Origin of the sequence: Mesorhizobium sp. M0106 (genome assembly GCF_040322715.1) — a bacterium.
In the GTDB taxonomy this organism is placed as follows: domain Bacteria; phylum Pseudomonadota; class Alphaproteobacteria; order Rhizobiales; family Rhizobiaceae; genus Mesorhizobium.
Genome location: NZ_JAMYUA010000004.1, coordinates 165826 through 191867 on the forward strand (window position 1 = coordinate 165826; position 26042 = coordinate 191867).

The 26042-nt window shown below is 61.8% G+C and carries 17 protein-coding genes and 1 tRNA gene; 3 read left to right on the plus strand and 15 right to left on the minus strand.

Features of this window, described 5'->3' with window-relative positions; all coding sequences use genetic code 11:
* Positions 1 to 9: 9 nt before the first annotated feature.
* Positions 10 to 1524 carry a phosphomannomutase/phosphoglucomutase gene (locus tag NKJ55_RS06055; protein WP_502902809.1) on the minus strand — a complete coding sequence of 505 codons (1515 nt, stop codon included), beginning with the start codon at positions 1522 to 1524 and terminating at the stop codon, positions 10 to 12.
* Positions 1525 to 1729: 205 nt separating this feature from the next.
* Between NKJ55_RS06055 and NKJ55_RS06060 the strand changes: the two genes are divergently transcribed.
* A tRNA-Pro gene (locus tag NKJ55_RS06060) sits at positions 1730 to 1806 on the plus strand.
* A 70-nt stretch (positions 1807 to 1876) separates the two neighbouring features.
* On the opposite strand, the gene NKJ55_RS06065 is transcribed toward NKJ55_RS06060, so the two are convergent.
* From NKJ55_RS06065 to NKJ55_RS06080, 4 genes are all read right to left on the minus strand, one after another.
* The gene (locus NKJ55_RS06065) at positions 1877 to 3496 is read right to left on the minus strand and encodes an ABC transporter ATP-binding protein (protein ID WP_352449088.1); all 1620 of its coding nucleotides are present in this window, start codon (positions 3494 to 3496) and stop codon (positions 1877 to 1879) included.
* A 1-nt stretch (position 3497) separates the two neighbouring features.
* Positions 3498 to 4616 (minus strand): ABC transporter permease, encoded by a 1119-nt coding sequence (locus NKJ55_RS06070; protein WP_352449089.1) that lies wholly within the window; start codon positions 4614 to 4616, stop codon positions 3498 to 3500.
* Positions 4609 to 5532, minus strand: a complete 924-nt coding sequence (locus NKJ55_RS06075) for an ABC transporter permease subunit (protein ID WP_352449090.1) — start codon at positions 5530 to 5532, stop codon at positions 4609 to 4611. Before NKJ55_RS06075 ends, NKJ55_RS06070 begins: the two co-directional genes overlap by 8 nt.
* Positions 5533 to 5692: 160 nt before the next feature.
* On the minus strand, positions 5693 to 7285 hold the full coding sequence (locus NKJ55_RS06080; protein ID WP_352449091.1) for a peptide ABC transporter substrate-binding protein: 1593 nt from the start codon (positions 7283 to 7285) through the stop codon (positions 5693 to 5695).
* A 381-nt stretch (positions 7286 to 7666) separates the two neighbouring features.
* On the opposite strand from NKJ55_RS06080, the gene NKJ55_RS06085 reads away from it, so the two are divergent.
* Together NKJ55_RS06085 and NKJ55_RS06090 are read left to right on the plus strand one after the other, a co-directional pair.
* Positions 7667 to 8146 carry a TadE family protein gene (locus NKJ55_RS06085; protein WP_352449092.1) on the plus strand — a complete coding sequence of 160 codons (480 nt, stop codon included), beginning with the start codon at positions 7667 to 7669 and terminating at the stop codon, positions 8144 to 8146.
* Between the two features lies 1 nt (position 8147).
* Complete coding sequence (locus tag NKJ55_RS06090) at positions 8148 to 9932, plus strand: pilus assembly protein TadG-related protein (protein ID WP_352449093.1); 1785 nt, start codon at positions 8148 to 8150, stop codon at positions 9930 to 9932.
* A gap of 16 nt (positions 9933 to 9948) precedes the next feature.
* On the opposite strand, the gene bglA is transcribed toward NKJ55_RS06090, so the two are convergent.
* The 10 genes from bglA to NKJ55_RS06140 all read right to left on the minus strand — a co-directional run bounded on the left by bglA (position 9949) and on the right by NKJ55_RS06140 (position 25958).
* Complete coding sequence (gene bglA, locus NKJ55_RS06095) at positions 9949 to 11577, minus strand: beta-galactosidase BglA (protein ID WP_352449094.1); 1629 nt, start codon at positions 11575 to 11577, stop codon at positions 9949 to 9951.
* Positions 11567 to 13600: a glycogen debranching protein GlgX gene (glgX, locus tag NKJ55_RS06100; protein ID WP_352449095.1), complete on the minus strand. Its 2034-nt coding sequence runs from the start codon at positions 13598 to 13600 to the stop codon at positions 11567 to 11569. The genes bglA and glgX overlap by 11 nt, the downstream gene beginning before the upstream one ends.
* Positions 13600 to 15228: an alpha-D-glucose phosphate-specific phosphoglucomutase gene (locus NKJ55_RS06105; protein WP_352449096.1), complete on the minus strand. Its 1629-nt coding sequence runs from the start codon at positions 15226 to 15228 to the stop codon at positions 13600 to 13602. The genes glgX and NKJ55_RS06105 overlap by 1 nt, the downstream gene beginning before the upstream one ends.
* Before the next feature lie 3 nt (positions 15229 to 15231).
* A complete protein-coding gene (gene glgA, locus NKJ55_RS06110) occupies positions 15232 to 16677 on the minus strand; it encodes a glycogen synthase GlgA (protein ID WP_352449097.1) in 1446 nt (481 codons plus the stop codon).
* A gap of 3 nt (positions 16678 to 16680) precedes the next feature.
* Positions 16681 to 17946 carry a glucose-1-phosphate adenylyltransferase gene (glgC, locus tag NKJ55_RS06115; RefSeq protein WP_352449098.1) on the minus strand — a complete coding sequence of 422 codons (1266 nt, stop codon included), beginning with the start codon at positions 17944 to 17946 and terminating at the stop codon, positions 16681 to 16683.
* Between the two features lie 35 nt (positions 17947 to 17981).
* Positions 17982 to 20195, minus strand: a complete 2214-nt coding sequence (gene glgB, locus NKJ55_RS06120; RefSeq protein WP_352449099.1) for a 1,4-alpha-glucan branching protein GlgB — start codon at positions 20193 to 20195, stop codon at positions 17982 to 17984.
* A 146-nt stretch (positions 20196 to 20341) separates the two neighbouring features.
* The gene (locus tag NKJ55_RS06125) at positions 20342 to 22810 is read right to left on the minus strand and encodes a glycogen/starch/alpha-glucan phosphorylase (protein ID WP_352449100.1); all 2469 of its coding nucleotides are present in this window, start codon (positions 22808 to 22810) and stop codon (positions 20342 to 20344) included.
* Between the two features lie 175 nt (positions 22811 to 22985).
* Complete coding sequence (locus tag NKJ55_RS06130) at positions 22986 to 23774, minus strand: ATP-binding cassette domain-containing protein (RefSeq protein WP_023679303.1); 789 nt, start codon at positions 23772 to 23774, stop codon at positions 22986 to 22988.
* On the minus strand, positions 23771 to 24853 hold the full coding sequence (locus NKJ55_RS06135) for an ABC transporter permease (RefSeq protein ID WP_352449101.1): 1083 nt from the start codon (positions 24851 to 24853) through the stop codon (positions 23771 to 23773). The genes NKJ55_RS06130 and NKJ55_RS06135 overlap by 4 nt, the downstream gene beginning before the upstream one ends.
* Before the next feature lie 88 nt (positions 24854 to 24941).
* A complete protein-coding gene (locus NKJ55_RS06140) occupies positions 24942 to 25958 on the minus strand; it encodes a sugar ABC transporter substrate-binding protein (protein ID WP_352449223.1) in 1017 nt (338 codons plus the stop codon).
* Between the last annotated feature and the right edge of the window lie 84 nt (positions 25959 to 26042).

The following is a 26042-nucleotide window of genomic DNA, read 5'->3' on the forward strand; positions in this document are numbered from 1 at the left end:
GCCTCGTGCTCAAAAGGTCTGATTGTAGGCGCCGACTTCGGGGCTGCGGCGCAGCACCGCATCGACGGCTTCGAACATCTGCCGGCGCCGCTCGGACGATACCGGGCTCTCCACCACCACCACAAGCTCCGGCTTGTTCGATGATGCGCGCACCAACCCCCAGGTACCATCCTCCGCCACGACCCTGACGCCGTTGACGGTGATCAGTTCGGCGATCTTCTGGCCGGCGAACACCGTGCCCTCGTCCTTCATCTTGCGAAAGTCGCCTACGACGCGCTCGACGACGCCGTATTTGAGCTCGTCGGCGCAGTGTGGCGACATGGTCGGCGTGCCGAAGGTCAGCGGCAGATCGCGATAGAGGTCGGCCATGCTGCTTTGCGGGCTGCGATCCAGCATCTGGCATATGGCGATGGCCGTCACCAGGCCATCGTCATAGCCGCGGCCGATCGGCGGATTGAAGAAGAAATGGCCCGATTTTTCGAAACCGGCGGCGGCGCCGAGTTCGGCGACGCGCCGCTTGATATAGGAGTGACCGGTTTTCCAATAGTCGGTGACCGCGCCATTTTCCCGCAACACCTTGTCAGTCATGAACAATCCGGTCGACTTGACGTCGACGACGAAAGTCGAGCCGGGATAGAGGTGCGAAATGTCGCGCGCCAGCATGACGCCGACCTTGTCGGCGAAAATCTCGTTGCCTTCATTGTCCACCACGCCGCAGCGATCGCCGTCGCCGTCGAAGCCTAGCCCGACATCGGCGCCCGTTTCCAGCACCTTGTCGCGAATGGCGTGCAGCATCTGCATGTCTTCGGGGTTGGGATTGTAATTGGGAAACGTATGATCGAGCTCGACGTCGAGCGGGATCACCTCGCAGCCGATCCTTTCCAGTGCCTCGGGAGCGAAAGCCCCGGCGGTGCCGTTGCCGCAGGCGGCCACCACCTTGAGCTTCCTGGAGATACCCTTTCCCGCTGTCAGATCGTCAAGGTAGGTTTTGCGGAAGTCCGCAACGAAGTCATAGGAGCCGCCACCGACAAGATCAAAATCGCCTGAGAGCACGATTGCCTTCAACGCGCTCATCTCCTCCGGACCAAAAGTCAGCGGGCGCGCCGCGCCCATCTTGACGCCGGTCCAGCCATTCTCGTTGTGCGAGGCAGTGACCATGGCGACGGAGGGCGTGTCGAGCGCGAACTGGGCGAAATAAGCCATCGGCGACAGCGCAAGCCCGACATCCTTGACCCGTGCGCCGGCCGCCATCAGCCCGGAAACCAGGGCCAGCTTTATGGCAAGCGAATAGGAGCGGAAATCGTGACCGGTGACGATGTCGGGTCCGGCACCCAGGCGACGGATCAGCGTGCCGAGCCCCATGCCGAGCGCCTGGACGCCGATCAGATTGAGTTCCGGCGTTTCGTTCGAGCCGGGATGGCCGAACCACCAGCGCGCATCATATTCGCGAAACCCAGACGGCTTGATCAGCGCCGAGGTTTCAAACTCAAAAGTGTTTGGTCTGACATCGCTAACGATCTTCATCGACAAGGCTGCAAACTCCAGGCGGCTGAATCAGGTGCTTCGAAGCAAGTGGACGGTTACCCAGAAGCCCTTTAAGCCGTGTTTGTGCGACAGGAAACTGAAACCTGTATGACGTGGCGGCGAAAGCGAAAGAAATGCGACAGAAGCGCTGCCATTGGCGCTTGCAGTAACCAAACGCGGCGGCTATAAGCCCGCGGTCTGGTCACGGAGTGTAGCGCAGCCTGGTAGCGCACATCGTTCGGGACGATGGGGTCGCAGGTTCAAATCCTGCCACTCCGACCAGAAAAAACAGCGGCTTAGCTGTTTTTGTTCCCGGAACAACCACCATCCGCCGCAGTTCTGACCAATCGCGCTATGCGCTCAGGCGAAATCGCGTCACGTCGATGGCCGCGGCCATCAGTGTCTGCGTATAGGTTGCCTGCGGATTGCTGAAGATTGCCTCGGCCGGTCCCTCCTCGACGATCTTGCCCTGCTTCATGACGATGATGTAGTCGGCCATGGCGCGCACGACGGCGAGATCGTGGCTGATGAACAGATAGGACAGCTCGTGGTCGGCCTGCAGCTTGCGCAGCAATTCGACGATCTGCTTCTGCACGGAGCGGTCCAGCGCCGAGGTCGGCTCGTCCAGCACCACCACTTTCGGCTTCAGTATCATGGCGCGCGCAATGGCGATGCGCTGCCGCTGACCGCCGGAGAATTCATGCGGATAGCGGTTGCGCGTGTTCGGGTCGAGCCCGACTTCGAGCAAGGCATCGACCGCGCGGAGATCGCGCTGCCTGCCCGACAGATTGGGCTCATGGACCAGAAGCCCCTCGGTGATGATCTGGCCGACGGTCATGCGTGGCGACAGCGAGCCGAACGGATCCTGGAAAACCAGCTGCAATTCGCGCCGCAGCGGCCGCATCGCCTGGCGGTCGGCGTGGGAAATGTCGCGGTCACCAAGCCGGATGATACCGTCGCTGGGCAGGAGCCGCAGCAAGGCGCGGCCGAGCGTCGATTTTCCCGAGCCGGATTCGCCGACGATGCCGATCGTCTGGTTGCGCTTCAGCCGTATCGAAATGCGATCGACGGCGCGCAGCAGCAGCGGCTCGCCGCCAAGAAATCCGCCGCCGATCTTGAAGGTCACCTCGACGTTCCTGCCTTCAAGCAGGACAGGGGCATTCGGAGGCGGCGGCGCCTTGGTGCCGGTCGGTTCGGCGGCAAGTAGCATCTTGGTGTAGCCGTGCTGCGGGTTGGCGAAGATCGCTTCCGCCTCGCCCTCCTCGACCACCTCGCCATAGCGCATCACATAGACCCGATCGGCAAAGCGCCGGACGATGCCGAGATCGTGGGTGATGAAGACGATCGCCATGCCGAGCTTGCGCTGCAATTCGGCGAGCAGCATGAGGATCTGCGCCTGGATGGTGACGTCGAGCGCGGTCGTCGGCTCGTCGGCGATCAGTATGTCGGGGTCGTTGGCCAGCGCCATGGCGATCATGACGCGCTGGCGCTGACCGCCCGATAACTCGTGCGGATAGGATTTCATCCGCCGCTCCGGATCGGGAATATGGACCAGCCGCAGCAGCTTGAGCGCCTCCTCGCGCGCCGCGGCGGCGCCAAGTCCGCGATGCTTGCGGATCGGCTCGATCAGCTGGTTGCCGATCGAATAGAGCGGGTCTAGCGACGTCATCGGCTCCTGGAAGATCATGCTGATCTTGCGGCCGCGGATCTTGTTGAGCTCGGGCTTGCTCAAGGTCAAAAGATTGCGGCCGCGATAATCGACGGTGCCGGTGGCTTCGCCGTTCGAGGCGAGCAGGCTCATCGCCGCCATCATCGTCTGGCTCTTGCCGGAACCGGATTCGCCGACGACGGCGACGGTTTCGCCTGATTTGACGTGGATATTGATGCCCTTCACCGCCTCCACCACACCGTCGAGGGTGCGGAAGCGGACCCGAAGGTCCTTGACGCTGAGGATGGTTTCGGAAGCGGCCATCTCAACGATCCTTCGGGTCGAGCGCGTCGCGCAGCCCATCGCCGACGAAATTCAGCGCGAACAGCGTGGAGACGAGAAAGAAGGCCGGGAACAGAAGCAGCCAGTTGGCCGAGCCGATGTTCTGGGCGCCAACCGAGATCAGCACGCCCCAGCTGGTCATCGGCTCCTGGACGCCGAGCCCGAGGAACGACAAAAAACTCTCCAGGATAATGACCTGCGGCACCAGCAGCGTCATGTAGATCACCACCGGCCCGAGCAAATTGGGGATCACATGGCGCAGCAGAATGCCGCGCTGGCCGACGCCCATCGCCTCCGCCGCCTGGACATATTCCTGCCGGCGGATCGACAGCGCTTGTCCGCGCACGATGCGCGCCATGTCGAGCCACAGCACCGCGCCGACCGCCAGGAACATCAGCACGAAGTTCCTGCCGAAGAACACCACCAGCATGATGACGAAGAAGATGAACGGCAAAGAATAAAGCACGTCGACGACACGCATCATCACCTCGTCGACCCTGCCGCCGGCAAGGCCGGCGGTGGCGCCATAGAGCACGCCGATGACCACGGCCACAATGCCGGCAAGCAGGCCGATGGCTAGCGATATGCGCCCGGCCATCAGCGTTCGGGACAGGAGATCGCGGCCGGTATTGTCGGTGCCGAACAGGAAATATTGCTGCTTGATCGAGGCACTCATCACCATTTCGAGACCGTCCGGCGATTTGCTCTCGATCTTTGTGTCATCAAAGGTATCGGAACGATCAAGGTAGCGAATATTGCGGTCGTCGATCGGCTTGGACGATTTGACGGTAACGAACACACGGCTGCCCTCCTGCCGCCACTCCTTGATGTCGACGCGCATACGCCTGATCGCCTCATCGAGAGCGCCTTCGATCATGTCGGCCTTCGGATAGGCGGAGAAGCTCGGCGGCGTACGGACATAGTCGGCATAGATGGTGGTGTATTGGTGCGGCACGAGATAGGGCCCAAACACGCTGATGACGGCGATGAAGGCAAGATAATAGAGGCTGAACATGGCCGCGCGATTGGCCTTGAGGCGCGCCCAGGCGTCACCCCACAGGGACCGGCCGACGACCGGTGCGGCAACTGCGATATCAGTCATAGCGCACCCTCGGATCGACGACCCCATAGAGGACGTCGACGATCAGGTTGAAGACAATGGTGAAGAGCGCGATGACCACCACCGTCCCCATCACCAGTGTGTAGTCGCGGTTGAGTGCAGCAACGACAAAATGACGGCCGATGCCCGGGATAGAGAAGATGGTCTCGACGATGACCGAGCCGGTGAGAAGGGCTGCGGCTGCCGGACCGGTGAAGGAGACGATCGGCAGGATGGCGCCGCGCAGTGCATGCTTGACGATGACCGACCAGTCGGACAGGCCGAGAGCGCGCGCGGTGCGGATGTGATGCGAGTGCAGCGATTCGATCATCGAGCCGCGCATCAATCGGGCGACGATGGCGATCTGCGGAAGAGCGAGCGTCAGCACCGGGCCGACCTTATTGATGAGGGCTCCATCGCCCCAGCCGCCGATCGGCAGCAGCCTCCAGGTCAATCCGAATGCAAGCTGGATCACCGGGGCGATGACGAAGGTTGGAATGGTGCTGCCGGCGGTCGCCAGCGCGATCACCGAATAGTCGGCAAGCTTGTTCTGGTTGAGCGCGGCAACAGTGCCGAGCACGCTGCCGAGGAGCAGCGCCAGAACGAGCGCCGAAGCGCCGAGCTGGATTGAGATCGGCAGGCCCTCCTTGAACAACTCGCCGACGGTGAAATCCGGCATGTTGTAGCTGGGGCCGAAATTGCCGCGCAGAAGATTGCCTAGATAGTGGAGGTACTGCAACCAGAGCGGATCGTTGAGGCCGAACTGGGCTTCGAGATTGGCCCTGATCTCGGGGCTCAGGCCCCGCTCCTGGTTGAACGGGCCGCCCGGCGCGACGCGTATCAGAAAGAACGCCATGGTCACGATGACGAACAGCGTCGGAATGGCGGTCAGAAGCCGCCGGAATACGTAACGCAGCATCGGTGCCCCGCTTGATCCAGAACAACGCGCGTCCGGCTGGACGATTGCGCTCTAGCCTTCAAATCTTCGCATCGGGCTTTCCGAAAATCGATCCGATTCACGGAGGTCCGATGCGACGGCAAGCCACCGCGCATTCGATGCGCGGTGGCCCGGCCAGGGATCAGTCCTTGCTGATGAAGCGGGACGGGTGGATGTCCATCACATTGTCGTCGAAGCCATGCAGCTTCGAGGAAACGATATCGTGGTAGCTGTAGTAGAGAAGCGGGATCTCGCCGACGTCATCGATGAGGATGCGCTCGGCCTCGGCGAGTTCCTTCATGCGTTCTGCAGGGTTGCCGCCGGCGGCCGCCGCCTTGTCCATCGCCGCCTCGTATTTTGGGCTGTTGTAGACCGAATAGTTGTTGCCGCTGGCTTTGCGGGAGATGCCGAGGAAGGTTTCGGGATCCTTGTAGTCGGCGATCCAGGCGGCGCGCGCCACGTCATAGTCTCCCTTCTGCTCGAGGAAGGAGTAGTGGGTCTTGGTGTCGGTATTGAGGAGTGTGATCTCGACGCCAAGCGGCTTCAGCTGTTCCTGGATCGCGACTGCCGTATTCTTGTGGTTCTCCGAAGTGTTGTAGCGGATCTGCATTTTCAGCGGATGCTCGGGTGTATAGCCGAGTTTCTCGAGGATCTTCTTGGCAGCGTCCTCGCGGTCGATCTGCGGCATGTCGGCGTATTTGGCCATTGCCGGCGTATAGCCCTCGATGCCGGGAGGCACCATGGAATAGCCGGGCAGCATCGAATTCTGCCAGACTTTCTCCGCCAGGAAGTCGCGATCGATCGCCATCGAGATGGCGTTGCGCAGCTCGACATTATCCCACGGCGCCTTATCGGTCTTGATCGCATAATAGTAGATGCCGAGATATGGCCCGACACGGACCTGGTCGCCGAATTTGGCCTTAAGGTCGCCGAGCTGTTCCGTCGGCAGGTCGCCGTAACTGTCGAGTTCGCCGGCCTCGAAGCGCTTCATCGCCGACGAGCGATCCTCGGTCGGGATGTAGTTGACCACGTCGAACTTGACGCTCGCGGCATCCCAGAATTTCGGATTCTTGACCAGCTTCAGATGGTCGTTGGGAATCCACTCCGCCGCTGTAAAGGCCCCGTTGGAGACCAGCTTGCCTGCCTTGATCCAGTCGGCGCCAAGCTTTTCGATAGACGCCTTATTGACCGGATAGGTCGCCTGGTGGGTCAGCATCTCCAGGAAATACGGCGTCGGCGCCTTCAGCGTCACTTCCAGGGTGTTAGCATCGATCGCCTTGACGCCCATGTCCTCCGGCTTGCCCTTCTTGGTATTGACCTCCTCCGCATTCTTGACGGGATAGAGCATGGAAGCGTATTCGGCAGCGGTGGCCGGATCTTCTAGCCGACGGAAAGAATAGACGAAGTCGTCAGCCGTCACTGGGCTGCCATCCGACCAGAGGCCGTCCTTGCGCAGCTTGAATGTATAGACCTTGCCGTCGTCGGACACCGTCCAGCTTTCGGCGGCGCCCGGAATGAGATTCGTCTTCTGGTCATGCATGACGAGGCCTTGGAACAGGTCGCGTATGATATCGGCTTCGTAGACCGTCGAGGTCTTGTGCGGATCGAGCGTCTCCGCTTCGGCGGCGGATCCGCGGTTATAGACGGTCTCGGCGAAAGCCGGCGTGTAGAACGTACCGGCGGCCAAGACCATGGTCGTGGCGAGTACCGTCGCCTTCAGCACATGTTTCAGCATGGAGTTCTCCCTAATGACGTCGCCCTTCGGCCACGTCTCTAAGTGTTGACGCCCCGAAACCGATTGGTTGGTTCCTTTCGAGCGCGCAGCCGGTTCCCTTTCCGGCAGCTGGTGGCCAAACAGTAACGTGGAGATTTTTTATTTCAACAGACTCTCGGGGTCACCCAAAGTAAGGGGGCCGGGGCAGTCGTTTTGCGGGCGGCCAATCAATGGTCGAAACCATGAGTTTGACTGGGTTTCCTGGCCAGAACGCCGATCTGGGAAATAATCTGGCCGATCATTTCAGTTTACCGGATTGTATTAATTGGTTCTTAGGCAACCAAGGGTTACAAATTTCGATGGGATCGGCACATCGACCTTGGGTTCCAACGGGCAAGGGCAATGAACAAGATAGACAGTAATACTGTCGCATTGAAGCGTAAAATATTGCGCCAAGTACGGACGAATCTACGCAAGATTGGAGAAGAGTCCGGAACTTCCGCGGTCGAGTTCGCCCTGCTTTCCCCAATCTTTATCCTTCTTTTGCTCGGAATGGTTGCATATGGTATCTATTTTGGTGCAAGCAACTCCTTGCAGCAAATCGCCGCCGATGCCGCACGCACCGCAATTGCCGGATTGAATCAAACCGAGCGCCAGGCGCTGGTGGCGAGTTTCGTCAAAAACAATGCCAGTGGATACCCGTTCGTCGATTCCGGCAAGCTGACCTATCAGGCGACGGACAGCACGGCCGACGGAAATCAGTTCGTCGTATCGATCCAGTACGATGCCAGCAACCTGCCGATATGGAACCTGTTGCCCAGCCTTGCGATGCCGCAAACCACGATGTCACGCAGGTCGACCATCAGGATTGGAGGCATTTGAAATGTCGCAGTTCTTGCTGAGGGGCATCGGGCGGATCGCTCGCTCGATGGTTGGCGACGAGAAGGCGAACTTTGCCGTCATGACGGCGCTGATAGCACCGTTCGCGCTGGGGTTGGCGGCCTTCGCTGTCGACGAAGGTTCGATCTACACGGAGCGCAGGGAAGCCCAGGCGATGACCGATCTGGCGGCGATCACCGCGGCGTCGAACATCAACAATATGGAAGCCGCGGCGGTAACCACGCTCAGTGACAACCGAATGCCCGGCATCATTGTTCAAAAGGCAGGTCAGACAATTGTTCCCACGGTTGGCAAAACCGTCGTGTCGATCACCGGCGGCCGATACTCAGCGGCGTCCTCCGTTGGTGTCGACAAGCGCTTCGAAGCCGGCAAAACGCCTTACAATGCCGTTCGCGTCACTCTGCAAAAAATCCCCGCCCGCTATTTCGCCAGTTCGCTCATCCCTACTCCGGTTGTCGGCACCGAAGCCATTGCCAGTGTGACCCCGCAAGCGATGTTCTCGGTCGGGTCCAGGCTCCTCAGCGTCAATGGCGGCATCCTCAACGCGCTTCTCAGCAAGTTGCTGGGCGCCAACATTTCGCTCAGCGTCATGGACTACAACGCGCTGATCTCGGCCGATGTAAACGTGCTTTCGTTCGTCGATGCCCTTGCCGTACAGTTGCAACTGACAGGTGTCAGCTATTCCGACGTGCTGGCGTCAAAAGCGACGGTAGGCCAGATCGCGACCGCCATGGCCAATGCGTCCGGGTCGGGCAGCGCCAGCAAACTTGTGCTGCAGACGATCGCGTCGAGGGCCACCAACACAGTCAAGATACCCCTCAGTCATCTTATCGATCTTGGCTCGATCGGTAAGCTCGGCCTCGGACAAAAGTCTCCCGGCTTTTCCGTCGACGCAAGCGCGATGGGCATGCTGGGTGCCGCCGCCTCGCTGGCCAATGGGTCAAACCAGGTCCAGGTCGATCTCGGCGCCACTATTCCGGGACTTACCTCCACCACGCTCGCCATCGCCATCGGTGAACCGATGCAATACTCACCCTGGCTGGCCGTCGGGGAAAAAGGCACCGTGGTGCGCACCGCGCAGACGCGCATCAAGCTGGTCACCACAGTGGGCATCGGCAATTCCAATCTCGGCGGCGGCATCAGTCTGCTGTCCGTCAACCTGCCTCTGCATGTCGAAGTCGCCTATGCGGAAGCCAAGCTAACCGACATCAGCTGCCCGACGGGCCGGCCGGATAGCATCAAGGTCTCGATCGCCGCGCAGCCTGGCGTGGCCTCGCTGCACCTTGCCACCAGCGACGCCGACAACAACCCATCGGCCTTCGCCGATTTCAGCAATCCGCAATCGTTCTCCGATGCCACGATTGCACAGGTAAGCGTAAAGCTTCTGCTGCTCACCCTCAATCTGCTCGATGTGAAGGGTTCGTCATCACTTGCCATCACCAACAACGATCCGACCGCATTGACGTTCGACAGCACCGATATCGCCAACAAGACGATAAAAACTGTCGCCACAAAAAACCTGACGCAATCACTCACGACATCGCTGGTCAGCGGCCTCTCGCTCTCGGTCAATGCACTGGGCCTCGGGCTGGACGTGACGGCCCTGCTCGGAACGGTTAAACCGGCGGTGGTAACGGTTCTGAACGGCGTGACGGCGCCGGTCGACGAACTGGTCTATAACGTGCTTGCAGCTGTGGGCGTGCATGTCGGCGAGGCTGATGTGCGGGTTGTCGGCGCGACTTGCGGGCGCTCCGTGCTCGTTCAATGAGATAATGAAATAGAGTTCAGCCGATCCGGCCGAGGAAGCAGCCCAGCGGCGGCAGCGACAGAGTTTTTTCCTGCAAGACGCCGGCAGCACCGCCAAGATCTCTCGGCTCTATCGCTTCCAGATCCGGTGGCAATTGCCAGCCGGCCGGCACGTCGGCGAAATTGAAAACACACAGCAGCTTTTCGTCACCGCCTTCGCGAATGAAAGCAAGGACGTCGCCTTCGGCATCGAGGAACCGGATCGAGCCTCGAACCAGCGCCGGATGCTGCTTGCGCAAGGCCAGCATCGCCCGGTAGCTCGCCAGGACGGAGGTTTGCTCGCCGTCCTGGACGTCGACCGCCTGGGCGCGATGGCTTGCCGGGACCGGAAGCCACGGCTTGCCGGTCGAAAAGCCGGCATTGTCGGCGCCAGCCTCCCAGACCATCGGCGTTCGGCACCCATCCCGTCCCTTGATTGCCGGCCAGAAGCGGATGCCGAAGGGATCGCGCAAATCCTCGAACGCCAGTTCGGCCTCCTCCAGCCCGAGTTCTTCGCCCTGGTAGAGGCAGATCGATCCGCGCAGGCAGGAAAGCAGCACGATCGAGAACTTCGCCACCCTGTCCGGATCGCCGCCCGGACTTGTCCATCGACTGACATGGCGCACGACATCGTGGTTGGAGAACGCCCAGCAAACCCAGCCGTCGAATACCTTACTCTCGAAGGCCTCGACACAGCCACGCACATGCGACGCCGAGAATTGCGGGCCGAGCAGGTCGAAGGTATAGGACATTTGGAGCTTGTCGCCACCGCCGGTATAGGCGGCGAGTGTCTGCAAGGAACGAGTTTCGTCGCCAATCTCGCCGACAGCGACGCGGCCTTCATATTCGTCAAGCAAGGCCCGGAAGCGCCTGAGGAAAGCAAGGTTTTCCGGCTGGCTCTTGTCGAACAGATGCTCCTGATAGAGATAGGGGCTGGTTGCCGTATTGGTGCCGGCGACGCTTTCCGCCAAAGGCGGGTTGCTGCGCAGCCAGCGGTCGTGGACGTAATAGTTGACCGTATCCAGCCGGAAACCGTCGACGCCGCGCTCGAGCCAGAACCGCACCGTTTCCAGCAAGGCGTCCTGCACCTGCGGGTTGTGGAAATTCAGGTCCGGCTGCGAGGCGAGGAAATTGTGCAGGTAATATTGCCTGCGCGTTGCGTCCCATTCCCAGGCCGGGCCGCCGAAAAGCGACAGCCAGTTGTTGGGGGCGGTGCCGTCGGGCTTCGCATCGGCCCAGACGTACCAGTCGGCCTTGGGGTTGTCGCGGCTCGTGCGGCTTTCGACGAACCATTCGTGCCGATCCGACGAATGCGACAAGACCTGATCGATGATCACCTTCAGGCCGAGCCGGTGTGCCTCGGCAACCAGCGCGTCGAAATCCTCTGATGTGCCGAACATCGGATCGACGGCGCAGTAATCCGAAACGTCGTAACCCATATCGGCCATTGGCGACTTGAAGAAAGGCGACAGCCAAACCGCGTCGACACCGAGCGATGCGACATGGGCCAGCCTCGAGGTGATGCCGCGGAGATCGCCGCTGCCGTCGCCTGTCGTATCCTGGAAGGAGCGCGGGTAGATCTGGTAGATGACGCAGCCGCGCCACCATTCGGCATTGTCAGCCATCATGGCTCTCCCCTGCGCCCGCCCGCGCTGTCCTGCTTTCGATCATGAACAGGACCGTTCGCCCAGGCACCGGCCGCGAGATATCGCTACTATCCGGTTCGATAGCTGGGCGCCAAAGAAAACCCGCCCGTTCCGGCAGCGTGAACATGCAGGCCCGGCGGTCGCCGTTGATGATCACCGCAAGGCGACTGTTCTCACCGCTCCCGAGAATCATGACCAGCCGGTGCCGCCTGGCATCGTGCCAGGCGGCCTCGTCGAGCGGCATGCCGGTTTCCGTCAGCCAGGCTACGTCTGGGATTTCCGAGCCCGCAGGCGGTTCTCCGGTCAGGAATGTTGTGTCCAAGAGCGCCGGCACGGCACGACGCATCTTGGCGAGCAGAACCGTGTACAGCTCCAGCGCCCGGTCGCGCCCGGCCCAGTCGAGCCAGGTGATGTCATTGTCCTGCGCGTAGGCGTTGTTGTTGCCGCGCTGCGTGCGGCCGAACTCGTCGCCGGCCGTCAGCATGATCGTGCCGCGCGAGGCAAAGAGCGTCGCCAGCAGCGCGCACTGGTCATCGAAACGGGCCGTAACGATTGACTGGTCGCCGGTCTCGCCCTCGAGGCCATTGTTCCAGGACAGGTTGTCGTCGTGGCCATCGCGGTTCTGTTCGCCATTGGCCTCATTGTGCTTGTGCTCATAGGCAACGATATCGGCCAGCGTCATGCCGTCATGCGCGGCGATGAAATTGATGCTGCGGCTCGTTGTCTGGCCTGGTTTGGCAAAGACGTCGGACGAACCGGCAAGCCGCGTCGCCAAGGCACCGATAATGCCGCCGTTGCCGCGCCAGAAACGGCGGATATCGTCACGGCATTTGTCGTTCCATTCGAGGAAGGGCGGCGGAAAATTGCCGAGCTGATAGCCATCCGGTCCGATATCCCAAGGCTCGGCGATCAGCACCCGGTCGCCAAGAACAGGATCTTTGCGAATGGCGTTCAGCAGCGGCGCATCGGCGTCGAAAACGCCGTCGACGCGGCCGAGGATCGGCGCCAGGTCGAAGCGGAATCCGTCGACACCGGCGCGCTGGACAAAGTGGCGAAGCGTGTCGAGGACCATTTCCCGGACGACCGGATGCTCGCAGGCGAGCGTATTGCCGGTTCCGGTGTCATTGACCAGAGCGCCGTCCGGCTCGTGCCGATAATAGGCGCGGCTGTCGAGGCCGCGCAGCGACAATGTCGGGCCGAGCCGGTCGCTTTCGCCGGTGTGGTTGAACACCAGGTCGAGAATGGTGCCGATGCCGGCCTGGTGCAGCGCGGCGACCGTTCCGCGCAGCTCGGCCAGACCGCCGGGCGCCAGTCGCGGATCGAGCGCCATGAAGGTCACCGGATTATAACCCCAGGCGTTGCGCAGCCCGAGCGGCGGCAAATGCCGTTCGTCGATCGATGCAGTCACCGGCATCAACTCAATGGCTGCCACGCCGAGTTTTTGCAGATGCTCGACAACAAGGGGGTGAGCGAGCGCTGCAATGGTGCCGCGTTGCTTCTCGGGAATGTCCGAATGCAGCTTTGTGAAGGCGCGTACCGGCACTTCGTAGATGAGGCCGCCGGACCGAAACAGCGGCGGCAAGGCAGGCAAGGGTTCCGGCAAGGCGCCGGCGATGGCCTTCGGCATCAGCGACGCCGTGTCGGCCCCTGCGCCACGGCGCGCGGCTAGCCGGCCGTCATAGGCATAGGGCCTGTCGATCTCGACGGCATAGGGATCGGCCAGCAGCTTGTCGGGATCGAACCAGGAACCGTGTTCCGGCGCGTAGTCGCCATCGGCACGGAACCCGTATCGGGTGCCGGCGGCGAGACCGGCAACAAAAAGTGCGTGGACGCCCTCGCCTTCCGACTGGAGTTCCAGCCGGTCGATTTCGCGGTTGCCGCGCGCGTCGAAGATCGAGACCCAGATGCGCCGAGCCAACGAGGACCATGCGGCGAAGCGGATGCCGCCCTCCCCGGCAAGCCCGCCAAATCGCGGACGATAGCCGGCGGATAGTCCCGACGACATCAGGTGATGACGCTCGGCTTGGCGCGGCCGGCGTGGCTGCGAATCCCGGCAATGTCGTCGGCCGCCGCGATCAGATCGGCAAGCGCCTCCTGGGTGTCGAGATCGTGGCGGTTCGTGTCCGGCTCGTAGCGCTCGACATAAAGCCGTAGCGTCGCGCCCGAGGTGCCGGTGCCGGACAGGCGGAAGACGACGCGTGAGCCGCCTTCGAACAACACCCTGATGCCCTGGTTCTTGCTGACCGAGCCGTCGACCGGATCGTGATAGGCGAAATCATCGGCGCTGGCGATCGTCATGCCGCGCACGCTGGTGCCAGGCAGCGAGCCAAGCTTGGCCCGCAGTTCGTCGACAAGCGCGTTGGCACGGTCGGTCTCGACCTCCTCGTAGTCGTGGCGCGAATAGTAGTTACGGCCATAGGCCGCCCAATGCTGGGTGACGATCTGCTTGGCGCTTTCGCCGCGCACGGCAAGGATGTTAAGCCATAGAAGCACAGCCCACAGGCCGTCCTTTTCGCGGACATGGTTGGAGCCGGTCCCCGCACTCTCCTCGCCGCAGATCGTTGCCATGCCGGCATCGAGCAGATTGCCGAAAAATTTCCAGCCGGTCGGCGTCTCGTAGATGCCGATGCCGAGCTTTTCGGCGACCCGGTCGGCAGCACCGCTGGTCGGCATCGAGCGGGCGATGCCTTTCAGCCCGGCCTTGTAGCCCGGCGCCAGATGGGCGTTGGCGGCGAGCATCGCCACCGAATCAGACGGGGTGATGAAAATTCCCTTGCCTATGATCAGGTTGCGGTCGCCGTCGCCATCCGAGGCGGCGCCAAAGTCTGGCGCATCCGGCCCCATCATCTCGTCGTAGAGGTGTTTCGCATGCACCAGATTGGGATCGGGATGATGGCCGCCGAAATCCGGTAGCGGAATGAAATTGCGGGCGGTGCCGTTGGGCGCGCCGAGCCGGTTTTCGAGGATCTCCTTGGCGTAGGGGCCGGTCACCGCATGCATGGCGTCGAAGCGCATGCGGAAGCCCGACTTGAACAGCGCCCGCAATGCGTCGAAATCGAACAGGCTTTCCATCAGTTCGGCATAGTCGGCGACAGGATCGATGATTTCGACGGTCATGTCCCCCGTCTTGACCGTGCCGATCGTGTCGATGTCGACCTGCCCGATATCGGCGATCTTGAAGCTTGAAATCGCCTTGGTTTTTTCGAAGATCGCGTCGGTCAGCTTTTCCGGCGCCGGGCCGCCATTGCCGGCATTGTACTTGATGCCGAAATCCTCATGCGGGCCACCCGGATTGTGGCTGGCCGACAGGATGATGCCGCCAAAGGTCTTGTATTTGCGGATGACATGCGAAGCGGCCGGCGTGGACAGGATGCCGCCCTGCCCGACCATCACCTTGCCGAAGCCGTTTGCCGCGGCCATGGCGATGGCCTTCTGGATGACCTCGCGGTTATAGAAGCGGCCGTCGCCGCCGATCACCAGGGTTTTGCCCTCGAACCCGTCCAGCGCATCGAAGATCGACTGGACGAAGTTCTCGGCATAGTGCTCCTGCTGGAACACCGGGACCTTTTTACGCAGCCCGGAGGTGCCGGGCTTCTGGTCGGGATAGGGTTTGGTGGCGACGGTGCGGATCATCAGTCAGGCAGCCCTTTTCGAAAGCAGCAAGCGATAGTGTTGGACATATTTTTCGGCGCTTTTGTCCCACGAAACGTCGGCCTTCATGCCTTGCCGCTGCATCGACGTCCACACTGCGGGATTGGCATGCGCCTCGACAAGGCGGCGGACGGCGTGCAGCAAGGCGCCGGCATTGGCGGGCGCAAACTGGAAACCGGTCGCCACGCCGGCAGAGATGGCGGCTTCGTTGGCATCGATGATCGTGTCGGCAAGGCCGCCGGTGCGCGCGACCACCGGCACGCAGCCATAGCGCAGGCCGTAAAGCTGTGTCAGCCCGCAAGGTTCGAAGCGCGATGGGATAATGATGGCGTCGCTGCCGCCCTGCATGGTGTGGGAGAGTCCCTCGTCATAGCCGACGACGACGCCGATGCGGCCGCGATGGCGGGCTGCGGCGGCAAGCAACGCGCCTTCCAGCCCAGCGTCGCCAGACCCAAGGATTGCCAGCCGTGCACCTGCCGCGACGATGCCGTCGACGGCCGCAGCCAGTATGTCCATGCCCTTTTGCCAGGTCAGCCGGCTGACGACGCAGACGATCGGGCTGTCATCGCGATCGAGGCTGAAACGGTCCTCGACCGCGGCCTTGTTGGGCATTCGCGCCTTCAGCGTCTTTGCGGTGTAGTTGGAGGGTAGATGCTTGTCGGTTTCCGGGTTCCATATCTCAGTATCGATGCCGTTGACGATGCCATGGAGATCGACGGAGCGCATGTTGATCAGGCCGTCGAGGCCCATGCCGAATTCGGGCAAGCGGATTTCCTGCGCATAGGTCGGGCTGACCGTGGTGATCGCCCAGGCGGCCTGCAGGCCGGCCTTGAGGAAGCCGACGCCGCCGTAATATTCGACGCCGTCGAGCGCCATAGCCGCCGCCGGCAGGCCAAGCTCGCCAAAGATGCCGGCGCCGAACTGACCCTGGAAGGCGAGGTTGTGCACGGTGATCATCGACGGCGTGCCGACCGCCTTGCCGTAGCGCATGTAGGCAAGCGTCATTGCCGACTGCCAGTCATGGGCATGGACGATATCCGGCAGGTAGCCCGAGATCGCACCGCCGGCAATATCACCGCCTACCTGGCTCAGGGCCGCGAACCGCCGCCAATTGTCCGGCCAGTCGGCGCCTGTCGCGTTGCCGTATGGGCCGCCGGGACGGTCGAAAAGATGCGGCGCGTCGAGCACGAACAGGTCGAGGCCGGCGATCTGGACGGCGTGCACCGACGCCTTGCCGCCCTGCAGCAGCGGATATTGCTGAACCGCCTTCTTTTTCTTGAAGGCGCCCATCACCTGCGGGTAGCCGGGGACGAGCGTGCGCATGGTGACGCCCTTGCCGGCCAATGCCATGGGCAAGGCGCCGGTTACGTCGGCGAGCCCTCCGGTCTTGACCAGCGGAAAGATCTCGGGCGCCACCGACAGAACCTGCATGCACTACGATCCCAGCCTGTTGATCATGTCCTGCGTGACCAGGCAGATGCCTTTTTCCGAAACGCGGAAACGCTTGGCGTCGAGGACGGGATCCTCGCCGACCACCAGCCTCTCCGGAATCCTGACGCCGTGATCGATGACTACGCGCTTCAGCCTGGCGTTGCGGCCGACATGGACGTCGGGCAGCATGACGACTTCCTCCAGCGTCGAATAGGAATTGATGCGCGCGCCGGTGAAGATCAGGCTTCGCTTCAGCGAAGCGCCCGAAACGATGCAATCGCCCGATACGAGAGACGACACGGCCGACCCGCGGCGGCCATCCTCGTCATGCACGAACTTTGCCGGCGGCTTCAACTCGGCATAAGTCCAGATCGGCCAGTCGCGGTCGTAAAGGTCGAGTTCCGGCGTGATGTCGGTCAGGTCGATATTGGCCTCCCAATAGGCGTCGACCGTGCCGACGTCGCGCCAATAGGCCTCGTTCTCGGCGGTCGAGCGCACGCAGGATTTGGCGAAGCGATGGGCGATCGCCTTTCCGTGCTCGACGATGTAGGGGATGATGTCCTTGCCGAAGTCGCGGCTCGAGCCGGGCTCCGCCGCATCGCGACGCAATTGCTCCATCAGGAACTTGGTCTTGAACACATAGATGCCCATCGAGGCCAGCGCAAAATCCGGCTTGTCGGGAATGCCTGGCGGATCGGCGGGCTTTTCGATGAAGGAGATAATGGTGTCCTTGGGATCGACATGCATGACGCCGAAGCCGGTAGCTTCCATGCGCGGCACTTCGAGGCAGCCGACGGTGACGTCGGCGCCGGCCTCGACATGCTGGCGCAGCATCATTTCGTAGTCCATCTTGTAGATGTGGTCGCCGGCCAGGATGACCATGTATTCCGGCCCGTAGGCCTCGATGATGTCGATGTTCTGGTACACGGCGTCGGCGGTGCCCTCGTACCATTGCGTTTCCGACACACGCTGGCTGGCCGGCAGGATATCGAAACTCTCATTGCGCTCGGGCCGCAGGAAGTTCCAACCGCGCTGCAGGTGGCGGATCAGCGAATGCGCCTTGTACTGGGTGGCGACGCCGAGGCGGCGGATACCGGAATTGAGCGCATTGGACAGCGCGAAATCGATGATGCGGGTCTTGCCGCCGAAATAGACCGCCGGCTTGGCGCGGCGGTCGGTCAGTTCCTTGAGCCGGCTGCCACGGCCGCCGGCCAGCACATAAGCCATGGCGTCGCGTGCCAGCGGCTGTGTTCGTTTTATTTCAGCCATTCCTATCCTCCCAGGTTAGATGCTCCAGACATAGCTCAGTCCGGGACGAATTCGAGCATGATCGTCGACAGCGGCGGCAAAAGCATCGTCGCCGAAATGCCTCCTCCTTCCGCCTGAGCCTCGACGCCGCCGCTATTGCCCTTGCCGGAACCGCCATAATCCGTGGCATCGGTGTTGATGATCTCGCGCCATTTTCCGGCGTGCGGCAACGGCACGCGGTAATTGTCGCGCGGCACCGGCGTGAAGTTGGAAATGACGGCGACCGGGTTGCCGCCCGGCGCGCTGCGCAGCCAAGCAAATACTGAGTTCGCGCTGTCGTCGACGATCAGCCAGGAAAAGCCCTCCGGCTCGCAGTCGCGGGCATGCAGCGCGGGGCGCGAGCGGTAGAGATAGTTGAGATCGCGCACCGTCTGCCAGACGCCGCGGTGGAGCCGGAAATCGAGCAGGTTCCAGTCGAGCGCGCGCGCCTCGCTCCACTCGCGGCGCTGTGCGAACTCCTGACCCATGAACAACAGCTTCTTGCCGGGATAACCCCACATGAACGCGTAATAGGCGCGCAGCGTCGCGAATTTCTGCCAGTCGTCGCCGGCCATCTTGTTGAGCAGCGTGCCCTTGCCGTGCACCACTTCGTCATGGGACAGCGGCAGCACGAAATTCTCGCTGAAGGCGTAGACCAGACCGAAGGTGATGTCGTTGTGGTGATGCTTGCGGAAGATCGGCTCCTTGGAGAAATACTCCAAAGTGTCATGCATGAAGCCCATGTTCCATTTAAAACCGAAGCCCAGTCCGCCTTCATGCACCGGCTGCGAGACTTTCGGCCACGAGGTCGATTCCTCGGCGATGGTCATCACACCTGGATGGTGGCCGTAGACCTCCTTGTTCATACGCTGCAGGAAGCTGACCGCTTCGAGGTTCTCCCGCCCGCCCTTCTCGTTGGGAATCCATTCACCGGCCTTGCGCGAATAATCGAGATAAAGCATCGAGGCGACCGCATCGACGCGCAGTCCGTCGACGTGATATTTCTCGGCCCAGAACAGCGCATTGTTGACCAGGAACGAAATCACTTCGCGGCGCCCAAAATTATAGATCGCGGTGTTCCAGTCGGGATGGAAGCCCTTGCGCGGATCGGCATGTTCGTAGAGCGCGGTACCGTCGAACTTTGCCAGACCGTGTTCGTCAACCGGGAAATGCGCCGGCACCCAGTCGAGGATGACGCCGATGCCTGCACGGTGGGCGCCGTCGACGAAGCGGGCAAAACCGTCTGGATCGCCAAAGCGGGCAGTCGGCGCATAGAGACCCGTCGTCTGGTAGCCCCAGGACGGGTCATAAGGGTGTTCGGAGATCGGCATGAATTCGATGTGGGTAAAACCGGTCTCGACCACGTAAGGGATCAGCCTGTCGGCGAGCTCATCCCACGACAGGAAGCTGCCGTCGTCGTGAAGCCGCCATGACCCGGCATGGACCTCGTAGATCGATACGGCTTCGCGCCTGTGGTCGGCATTGCGCCAGTAGTTCCGGTGCGCCTCGTCACCCCATTCATGCGCCGGCGGCAATGCCGTCACCGAGGCGGTGGCCGGGCGCAGTTCGGACTTGAAGGCGAACGGATCGGCTTTGAGCGGCAATCTCACGCCATCCGGCCCGATGATTTCATACTTATACGGGCGGCCAGCGCCGATGTCGGGAATGAACAGCTCCCAGATGCCGGTGTCGCGGCGGACGCGCATGGTATGCCTGCGGCCGTCCCACTCGTTGAAGTCGCCGACCACCGAGACGCGCCTTGCATTGGGCGCCCACACCGCAAAATGCACACCCGATGCACCTTCATGGTCGATGAGATGGGCGCCGAGCTTGTCGAACAGCCTGAGATGCGATCCTTCGGCGATGTAATAATCGTCCAGCGGACCGAGCACGGGGCCGAAGGAATATGGATCGGTCAGCCACCAGTCACCGCCGGAATTCCTGGCGTGATAGCGCAGCGGCTGGCGTTTGCGCAGCGACAGTTTGCCTTCGAAGAAACCGCGGTCGTCGCGTCTCGACAGCTCGCCGGCCTTCTTGCCGGTCAGCGTATAGGCGGTGACCAACTCGGCATGAGGGACGAAGCAGCGGGCGACAAAGCCCTTTCCCGCCTCATGCACGCCAAGCACGGCAAACGGATCGCCGTGCGTGCCGGCGACAATCGCCGCGACATCGCCGGCTGGCGCCAGTCCGTCCGGCCCGCTTGTCGCAACGGTCGCGCGCGGCTTGCTCATCAGGCAGTGACCCTCCCCGGGCACCAAGTGTATGTTTCTAGTGGAGTTTTGAATTCGACATTCGTATGCCGCCTTACCCTCCAAGGGATGCGAGGGTCAAATCCACTCCACTAGGACCACATTGTTCGTGGCCACATGCAATCATATCAGGCGGGCACGTGCCATATGTCTTTCGCATATTGGCGGATCGTTCGATCGGACGAGAACCAGCCGACGCGCGCGACATTGCGGATGGCTCTGGCGTACCAGTCCGGGCTGTTGCGCCAGACGGCATCGACGTCGCGCTGGGTGGCGGCGTAGGCATCGAAATCCGCGGCGACCATGAACCAGTCGCTCTGGTAAAGACCGTTGATCAGGTCGCGATAACGGTCCGGATCGTCAGGTGAAAAGACTCCGGATGAAACCGCGGCCAGCGCCTGCGCCAATTCAGGCGATCCCTCGATCACAGCGCGCGGATCGTAACCATTGTTGCGTCGCTCGGCGACCTCATCGGTGGTCAGGCCGAAGATGAAGATATTGTCGTCGCCCACGCATTCCTTGATCTCGACATTGGCGCCGTCGAGCGTGCCGATGGTCAGCGCGCCGTTCAGCGCGAACTTCATGTTGCCGGTGCCGGACGCTTCCATGCCGGCGGTCGATATCTGCTCCGAAAGATCGGCGGCCGGCATCATGATCTCGGCAAGGCTGACATTGTAGTTCGGCACGAACACCACTTTCAGCAAACCGCGCACCGCCGGGTCGCGGTTGATGACCCGGGCGACGTCATTGGCAAGTTTGATGATCAGCTTGGCGTTGTGATAGCTGGGCGCCGCCTTGCCGCCGAAGAATTTGACGCGAGGCATCCAGTCGCGCTCCGGATGCGAGCGGATCTGGTCGTAAAGCGCGACCGCTTCGAGAATGTTCAAGAGCTGGCGCTTATATTCGTGGATGCGCTTGACCTGGATGTCGAACAGCGCCGATGGGTCGACCTTGATGCCGAGCCGGTCGGCAACGAGCTTGGCAAGCCTCGTCTTGTTCGCCCGTTTGACAGCGGCGAACTTGTCGCGGAAGGCTGCGTCCTCAGCGAAAGGATCAAGCCGCTTTATCTCGTCGATGTCGTCGAGGAAGCGGTCGCCAATCGCCTCTCGGGTGAGTGCAGTGAGGCCGGGATTGCACTGTATCAGCCAGCGCCGCGGTGTGATCCCGTTGGTCTTGTTGTTGATGCGATCCGGGTAGAGCCTGTGGAGGTCGGCAAACACCGTCTCCTTCATCAATTCCGTGTGCAGGGCAGAGACGCCGTTGATCGAGTGCGAGCCGACAAAGGCCAGATTGCCCATGCGCACGCGGCGATCGCCATTTTCCTGGATCAGCGAGATGCGGCTGATTTGTTCGTCCGAGAACTGGTCGGAGGCGCGCGCCTCGAGCAGCACTTCGGCGTTGATGGCGTAGACGATCTGCATGTGGCGCGGCAACAGCCGCTCGAACAGCGGCACCGGCCAGCTTTCGAGCGCTTCGGGAAGCAGCGTGTGGTTGGTGTAGCCGAAGGTGCGCTTGGTGATGCTCCAGGCCTGGTCGAAATCCATGCCGTGGACATCCATCAACAGGCGCATAAGCTCGGCCACGGCGATGGCGGGATGAGTGTCGTTGAGATGGATCGCCGCCTTGTCGGGCAGCGACTGCAGGTCGCCATACTGGCTGAGATGGCGCTGGACGATGTCCTGCAGCGAGGCGGTGGAGAAGAAATACTCCTGCCTGAGCCGCAGCTCCTGGCCGGCCTTGTGGGAATCGGCCGGGTAAAGGACGCGCGACAACGCATCGGCCTTGTTGCTTTCGGCGAGCGCGCCGATGTGATCGCCGGCGTTGAACTTGTCGAGCAGGATCGGATCGACCGGCATGCCGGACCACAGCCGCAGCGTGTTGACACGGTTGGCCCGCCAGCCAACCACCGGCGTATCGTAGGCAACGGCCAGAACATGTTCGGTCGGCTTCCAGACATGGCGCTCGAGCCTGCCGTCCTTCGAGGTAATCGATTCCACCGAGCCGCCGAAGCCGACCTCGAAGGAGCGTTCGCGGCGCTCGAACTCCCAGGGATTGCCGTGATCGAGCCACGTCTCGGGCAGCTCCACCTGCCAGCCGTCATGGATCTCCTGCCGAAACATGCCGTTGGCGTAGCGGATGCCGTAGCCATGCGCGGGGATATTGACGGTCGCCATGCTTTCCATGAAGCAGGCGGCGAGCCGGCCAAGACCGCCATTGCCAAGGGCAGCGTCCGGTTCGAGCGCAGCAATGATGTCGAGGTCGACGCCAAGCGACGACAGCGCCTCGCGCATATTGTCCATCAGGCCGAGATTGGAGAAGGCATCGCGCATCAGGCGGCCGATGAGGAATTCCAGTGACAGGTAGTAAACGCGCTTTTCCTGCTGGGCGTAGGCCTCTTGGGTCGCCTGCATCCAGTGATCGACTATGCGGTCGCGTACAACCTTGATCGAGGCGGTGAGCCAATCGTACTGGGTTGCAACGTTGGTGCCCTTGCCGACCCTGTATTTGAGGGCTTGCAAGACTTCCTCGGCGAGCGTCTTGGGATCCGGGTTTTTGAGCGTGGGCAGAGGAGCTTCGGTTGTCATCGCGCGCGTCATGCTGCCTCTCGTGACGTTGCCAGGATCATGCGGCTTTCACCATCTCTGCCAATGCTAGTGCATCCCACCGGATGTTCAATCGATTCGGGTGATCGCAAGCCGGGTTGCCCTGCGGCAATTTGGCATTTGGAAACAGCGCGTTCGGGTCCCTCGGCGATGGGCCTCAAGTTCTTGCTCAAGCCGCCAGCGCCGCTTCCGGCGGCACCTTGGCGCCAGTCATGAAGGCGACGGCGTCGGACATCGTATACTGCTTCGGATCGATGACACACAGGCGACGGCCGAGCCGATGAATGTGGATGCGGTCGGCCACCTCGAAGACATGCGGCATATTGTGTGAAATCAACACGATCGGCAGGCCTCGGCGTTTTACGTCGAGTATCAGTTCGAGCACGCGGCGGCTCTCCTTGACGCCGAGCGCGGCCGTCGGCTCATCCATGATGACCATCTTCGAGCCGAAGGCGGCGGCACGCGCCACCGCCACGCCTTGGCGCTGGCCGCCCGAGAGCGTTTCCACCGCCTGGCTGATGTTCTGGATCGTCATCAGGCCAAGTTCGGTGAGCTTGTCGCGGGCACGCTTTTCCATCGCCGGACGGTCGAGCATGCGCAGCCATTCGCCGAGGAACCCGGGCTTGCGGATCTCGCGGCCGAGGAACATGTTGTCGGCGATCGACAGCGCCGGCGATAGCGCCAGGTTCTGGTAGACGGTCTCGATGCCGGCCTCGCGCGCCTCCATCGGCGATTTGAAGGCAATAGGCTTGCCTTCAAGCCGTATCTCACCTTCGTCGGGGGTGACCGCTCCGGAAATGGCTTTGATAAGCGACGACTTGCCGGCGCCGTTGTCGCCAATGACAGCAAGGATTTCGCCCGGATAGAGGTCGAAGTCTGCGCTGTCGAGAGCGGTGACGCGGCCGTAGCGCTTGACCAGGCTGCGCGCGGTAAGGATCGGTTCGTGAGTCTGGTTCATGCCGAGATCTTCCTGATCCACTGGTCGATACCAACAGCGATGATGATAAGAGCGCCGACGGACAATTGCGTCCATTGCGGATCTGTCCCCCAAAGCCTGAGGCCGAGCGCGAACACGCCGACGATCAGCGCACCGAAGATGGTCCCGAGGATGGAGCCGCGGCCGCCGAACAGCGAAGTGCCGCCGATCACCACGGCGGTAATCGAATTGATGTTCTCGAACTGCCCGGCCTGCGGCGAGACCGATCCGATGCGTCCGATCAGGGCCCAGCCGGCGATGGCGCAAATGATACCAGTCAGCGTGTAGACCGCGACCAGCATCCGGCTGACGCGCACACCCGACAGCTCCGCGGCCTCCGGGTCGTCGCCCACCGCATAGACGTGCCGGCCCCACGCGGTGTGATTGAGCACATACCAGGCAATTGCCGCCATGATCAGCACCAACAGCACGCCATAGGTGAAGACGGCGCCGCCGATCCTGAACGATCCGCCGAAAAACTGCAGCAGCGGCGCCGTCGTCTCGAGATCCTGGCTGCGGATGGTCTCGTTACCGGAATAGATGAAGTTGATGGCAGCGTAGATCGACCAGGTGCCGAGCGTCACGATGAAGGGCGGCAGTTTCACCCAAGCGATGAGAATGCCGTTGATCAAGCCGCAAATCGCGCCGACAAGCAGCCCGACGGCAACGGCCACCGGCGCTGGAACACCGTAATGCATGGCAAACTGGCCCATGACGACCGAGCTCAGCACCATGATGGCGCCGACGGACAGGTCGATGCCGGCGGTGAGCACCACCAGTGTCTGCGCGATGCCGACCATGCCGGTTATCGCCACCTGCTGGAGGATCAGGGTGAGGGTGAAAGGAGAAAAGAAGCGTCCGCCGACGACCACTGCGAACAGACCCACCGAGATGATCAGGATGATCAGCGGCACCATGGCAGGGCTTTTGTGCAAGCGGTGCTGGATGCTCTCCAGCGTCGAGCGGGAATGCGTCTCGAATGAAGCGACGCTGGTGTCGCTAGTGGCCAGGACCGTCTCGAATTCCTGCGGTCCCTTGCTCCTGGTTGTTTCGACGCTCAAGTCGACCTCCCGCCTGTGATGTGGAGCGGCCGAAACCGCTCCACATTCTCTATTGTTCTTTTGAAGTTGAGCCGATCAGGGGATCAAATCAACCCCAGCACTTGCTGAGGCCTTGCTTCGTGTCGATGGATTCGATGCCGGCGGCAGGCTTGTCGGTGATCAGCGTCACGCCGGTGTTGTAGAAGTTCAGACCGGGCGACGGCTCAGGCTTCTTGCCGCTGTCGGCAAAGGTCTTGATCGCCTCGATGCCGAGCGAGGCCATGAGCAGTGGATATTGCTGTGAAGTGGCACCGATCACGCCCTCGGCAACGTTCTTGACACCCGGGCAGCCGCCATCGACCGAGACAATCAGGACGTCCTTCTCCTTGCCGACGGCCTTCAGCGCCTGGTAGGCGCCCGCGGCCGCGGGTTCATTGATGGTGTAGACGACGTTGATATCCGGATCCTTCTGCAGGCAGTTCTCCATGGCAGTGTGCCCGCCATCCTCATTGCCGCTCGACAGATCGTGACAGACATTGCGTGCGTCGGTTTCGTCGCCGATCTTGTTGGGGTCGCCGAGGTCGATGCCGAAGCCCTTCATGAAGCCTTGATCACGCTGCACGTCGACGGAGGGCTGGCTGGCGATAAGATCCATGTAGGCGATGTGCGCGTCCTTGGCCTTGTCGCCCAAGGTGGCCTTTGCCCAGGAGCCGATAAGCTCGCCGGCCTTGAAATTGTCGGTCGCAAACGTCGCATCGGCGGCGTCGGCAGGCTCGAGCTGGGTGTCCAGAGCGATCACCAGCACCCCTGCATCACGCGCCTTCTTCACCGCCGGCACGATGGCCGCAGTGTCGGTGGCGGTGATCAAAATACCCTTGGCGCCGTCGGCGATGCAGGATTCGATCGCCGCAACCTGGCCCTCATTGTCACCTTCCGCCTTGCCGGCGTAGGCCTTCAGATCGACACCAATTTCCTTGGCTTTCGCGGCGGCACCTTCCTTCATCTTGACGAAGAAGGGATTGGTGTCGGTCTTGGTGATCAAGCAGGCGCCGACCCCGGCGGCCGATGCCGTCGACGCAAAGGCCATCAGGCTCAGTCCGGCCGCGGCAAACACGGTGGATTTCAACAGTTTTGACGTGGTCACGATTTTCCTCCCATGGAACCATTTAGGACGCCGGCCAACCGGCATCTGCAGCGCGTCCGACGAAAT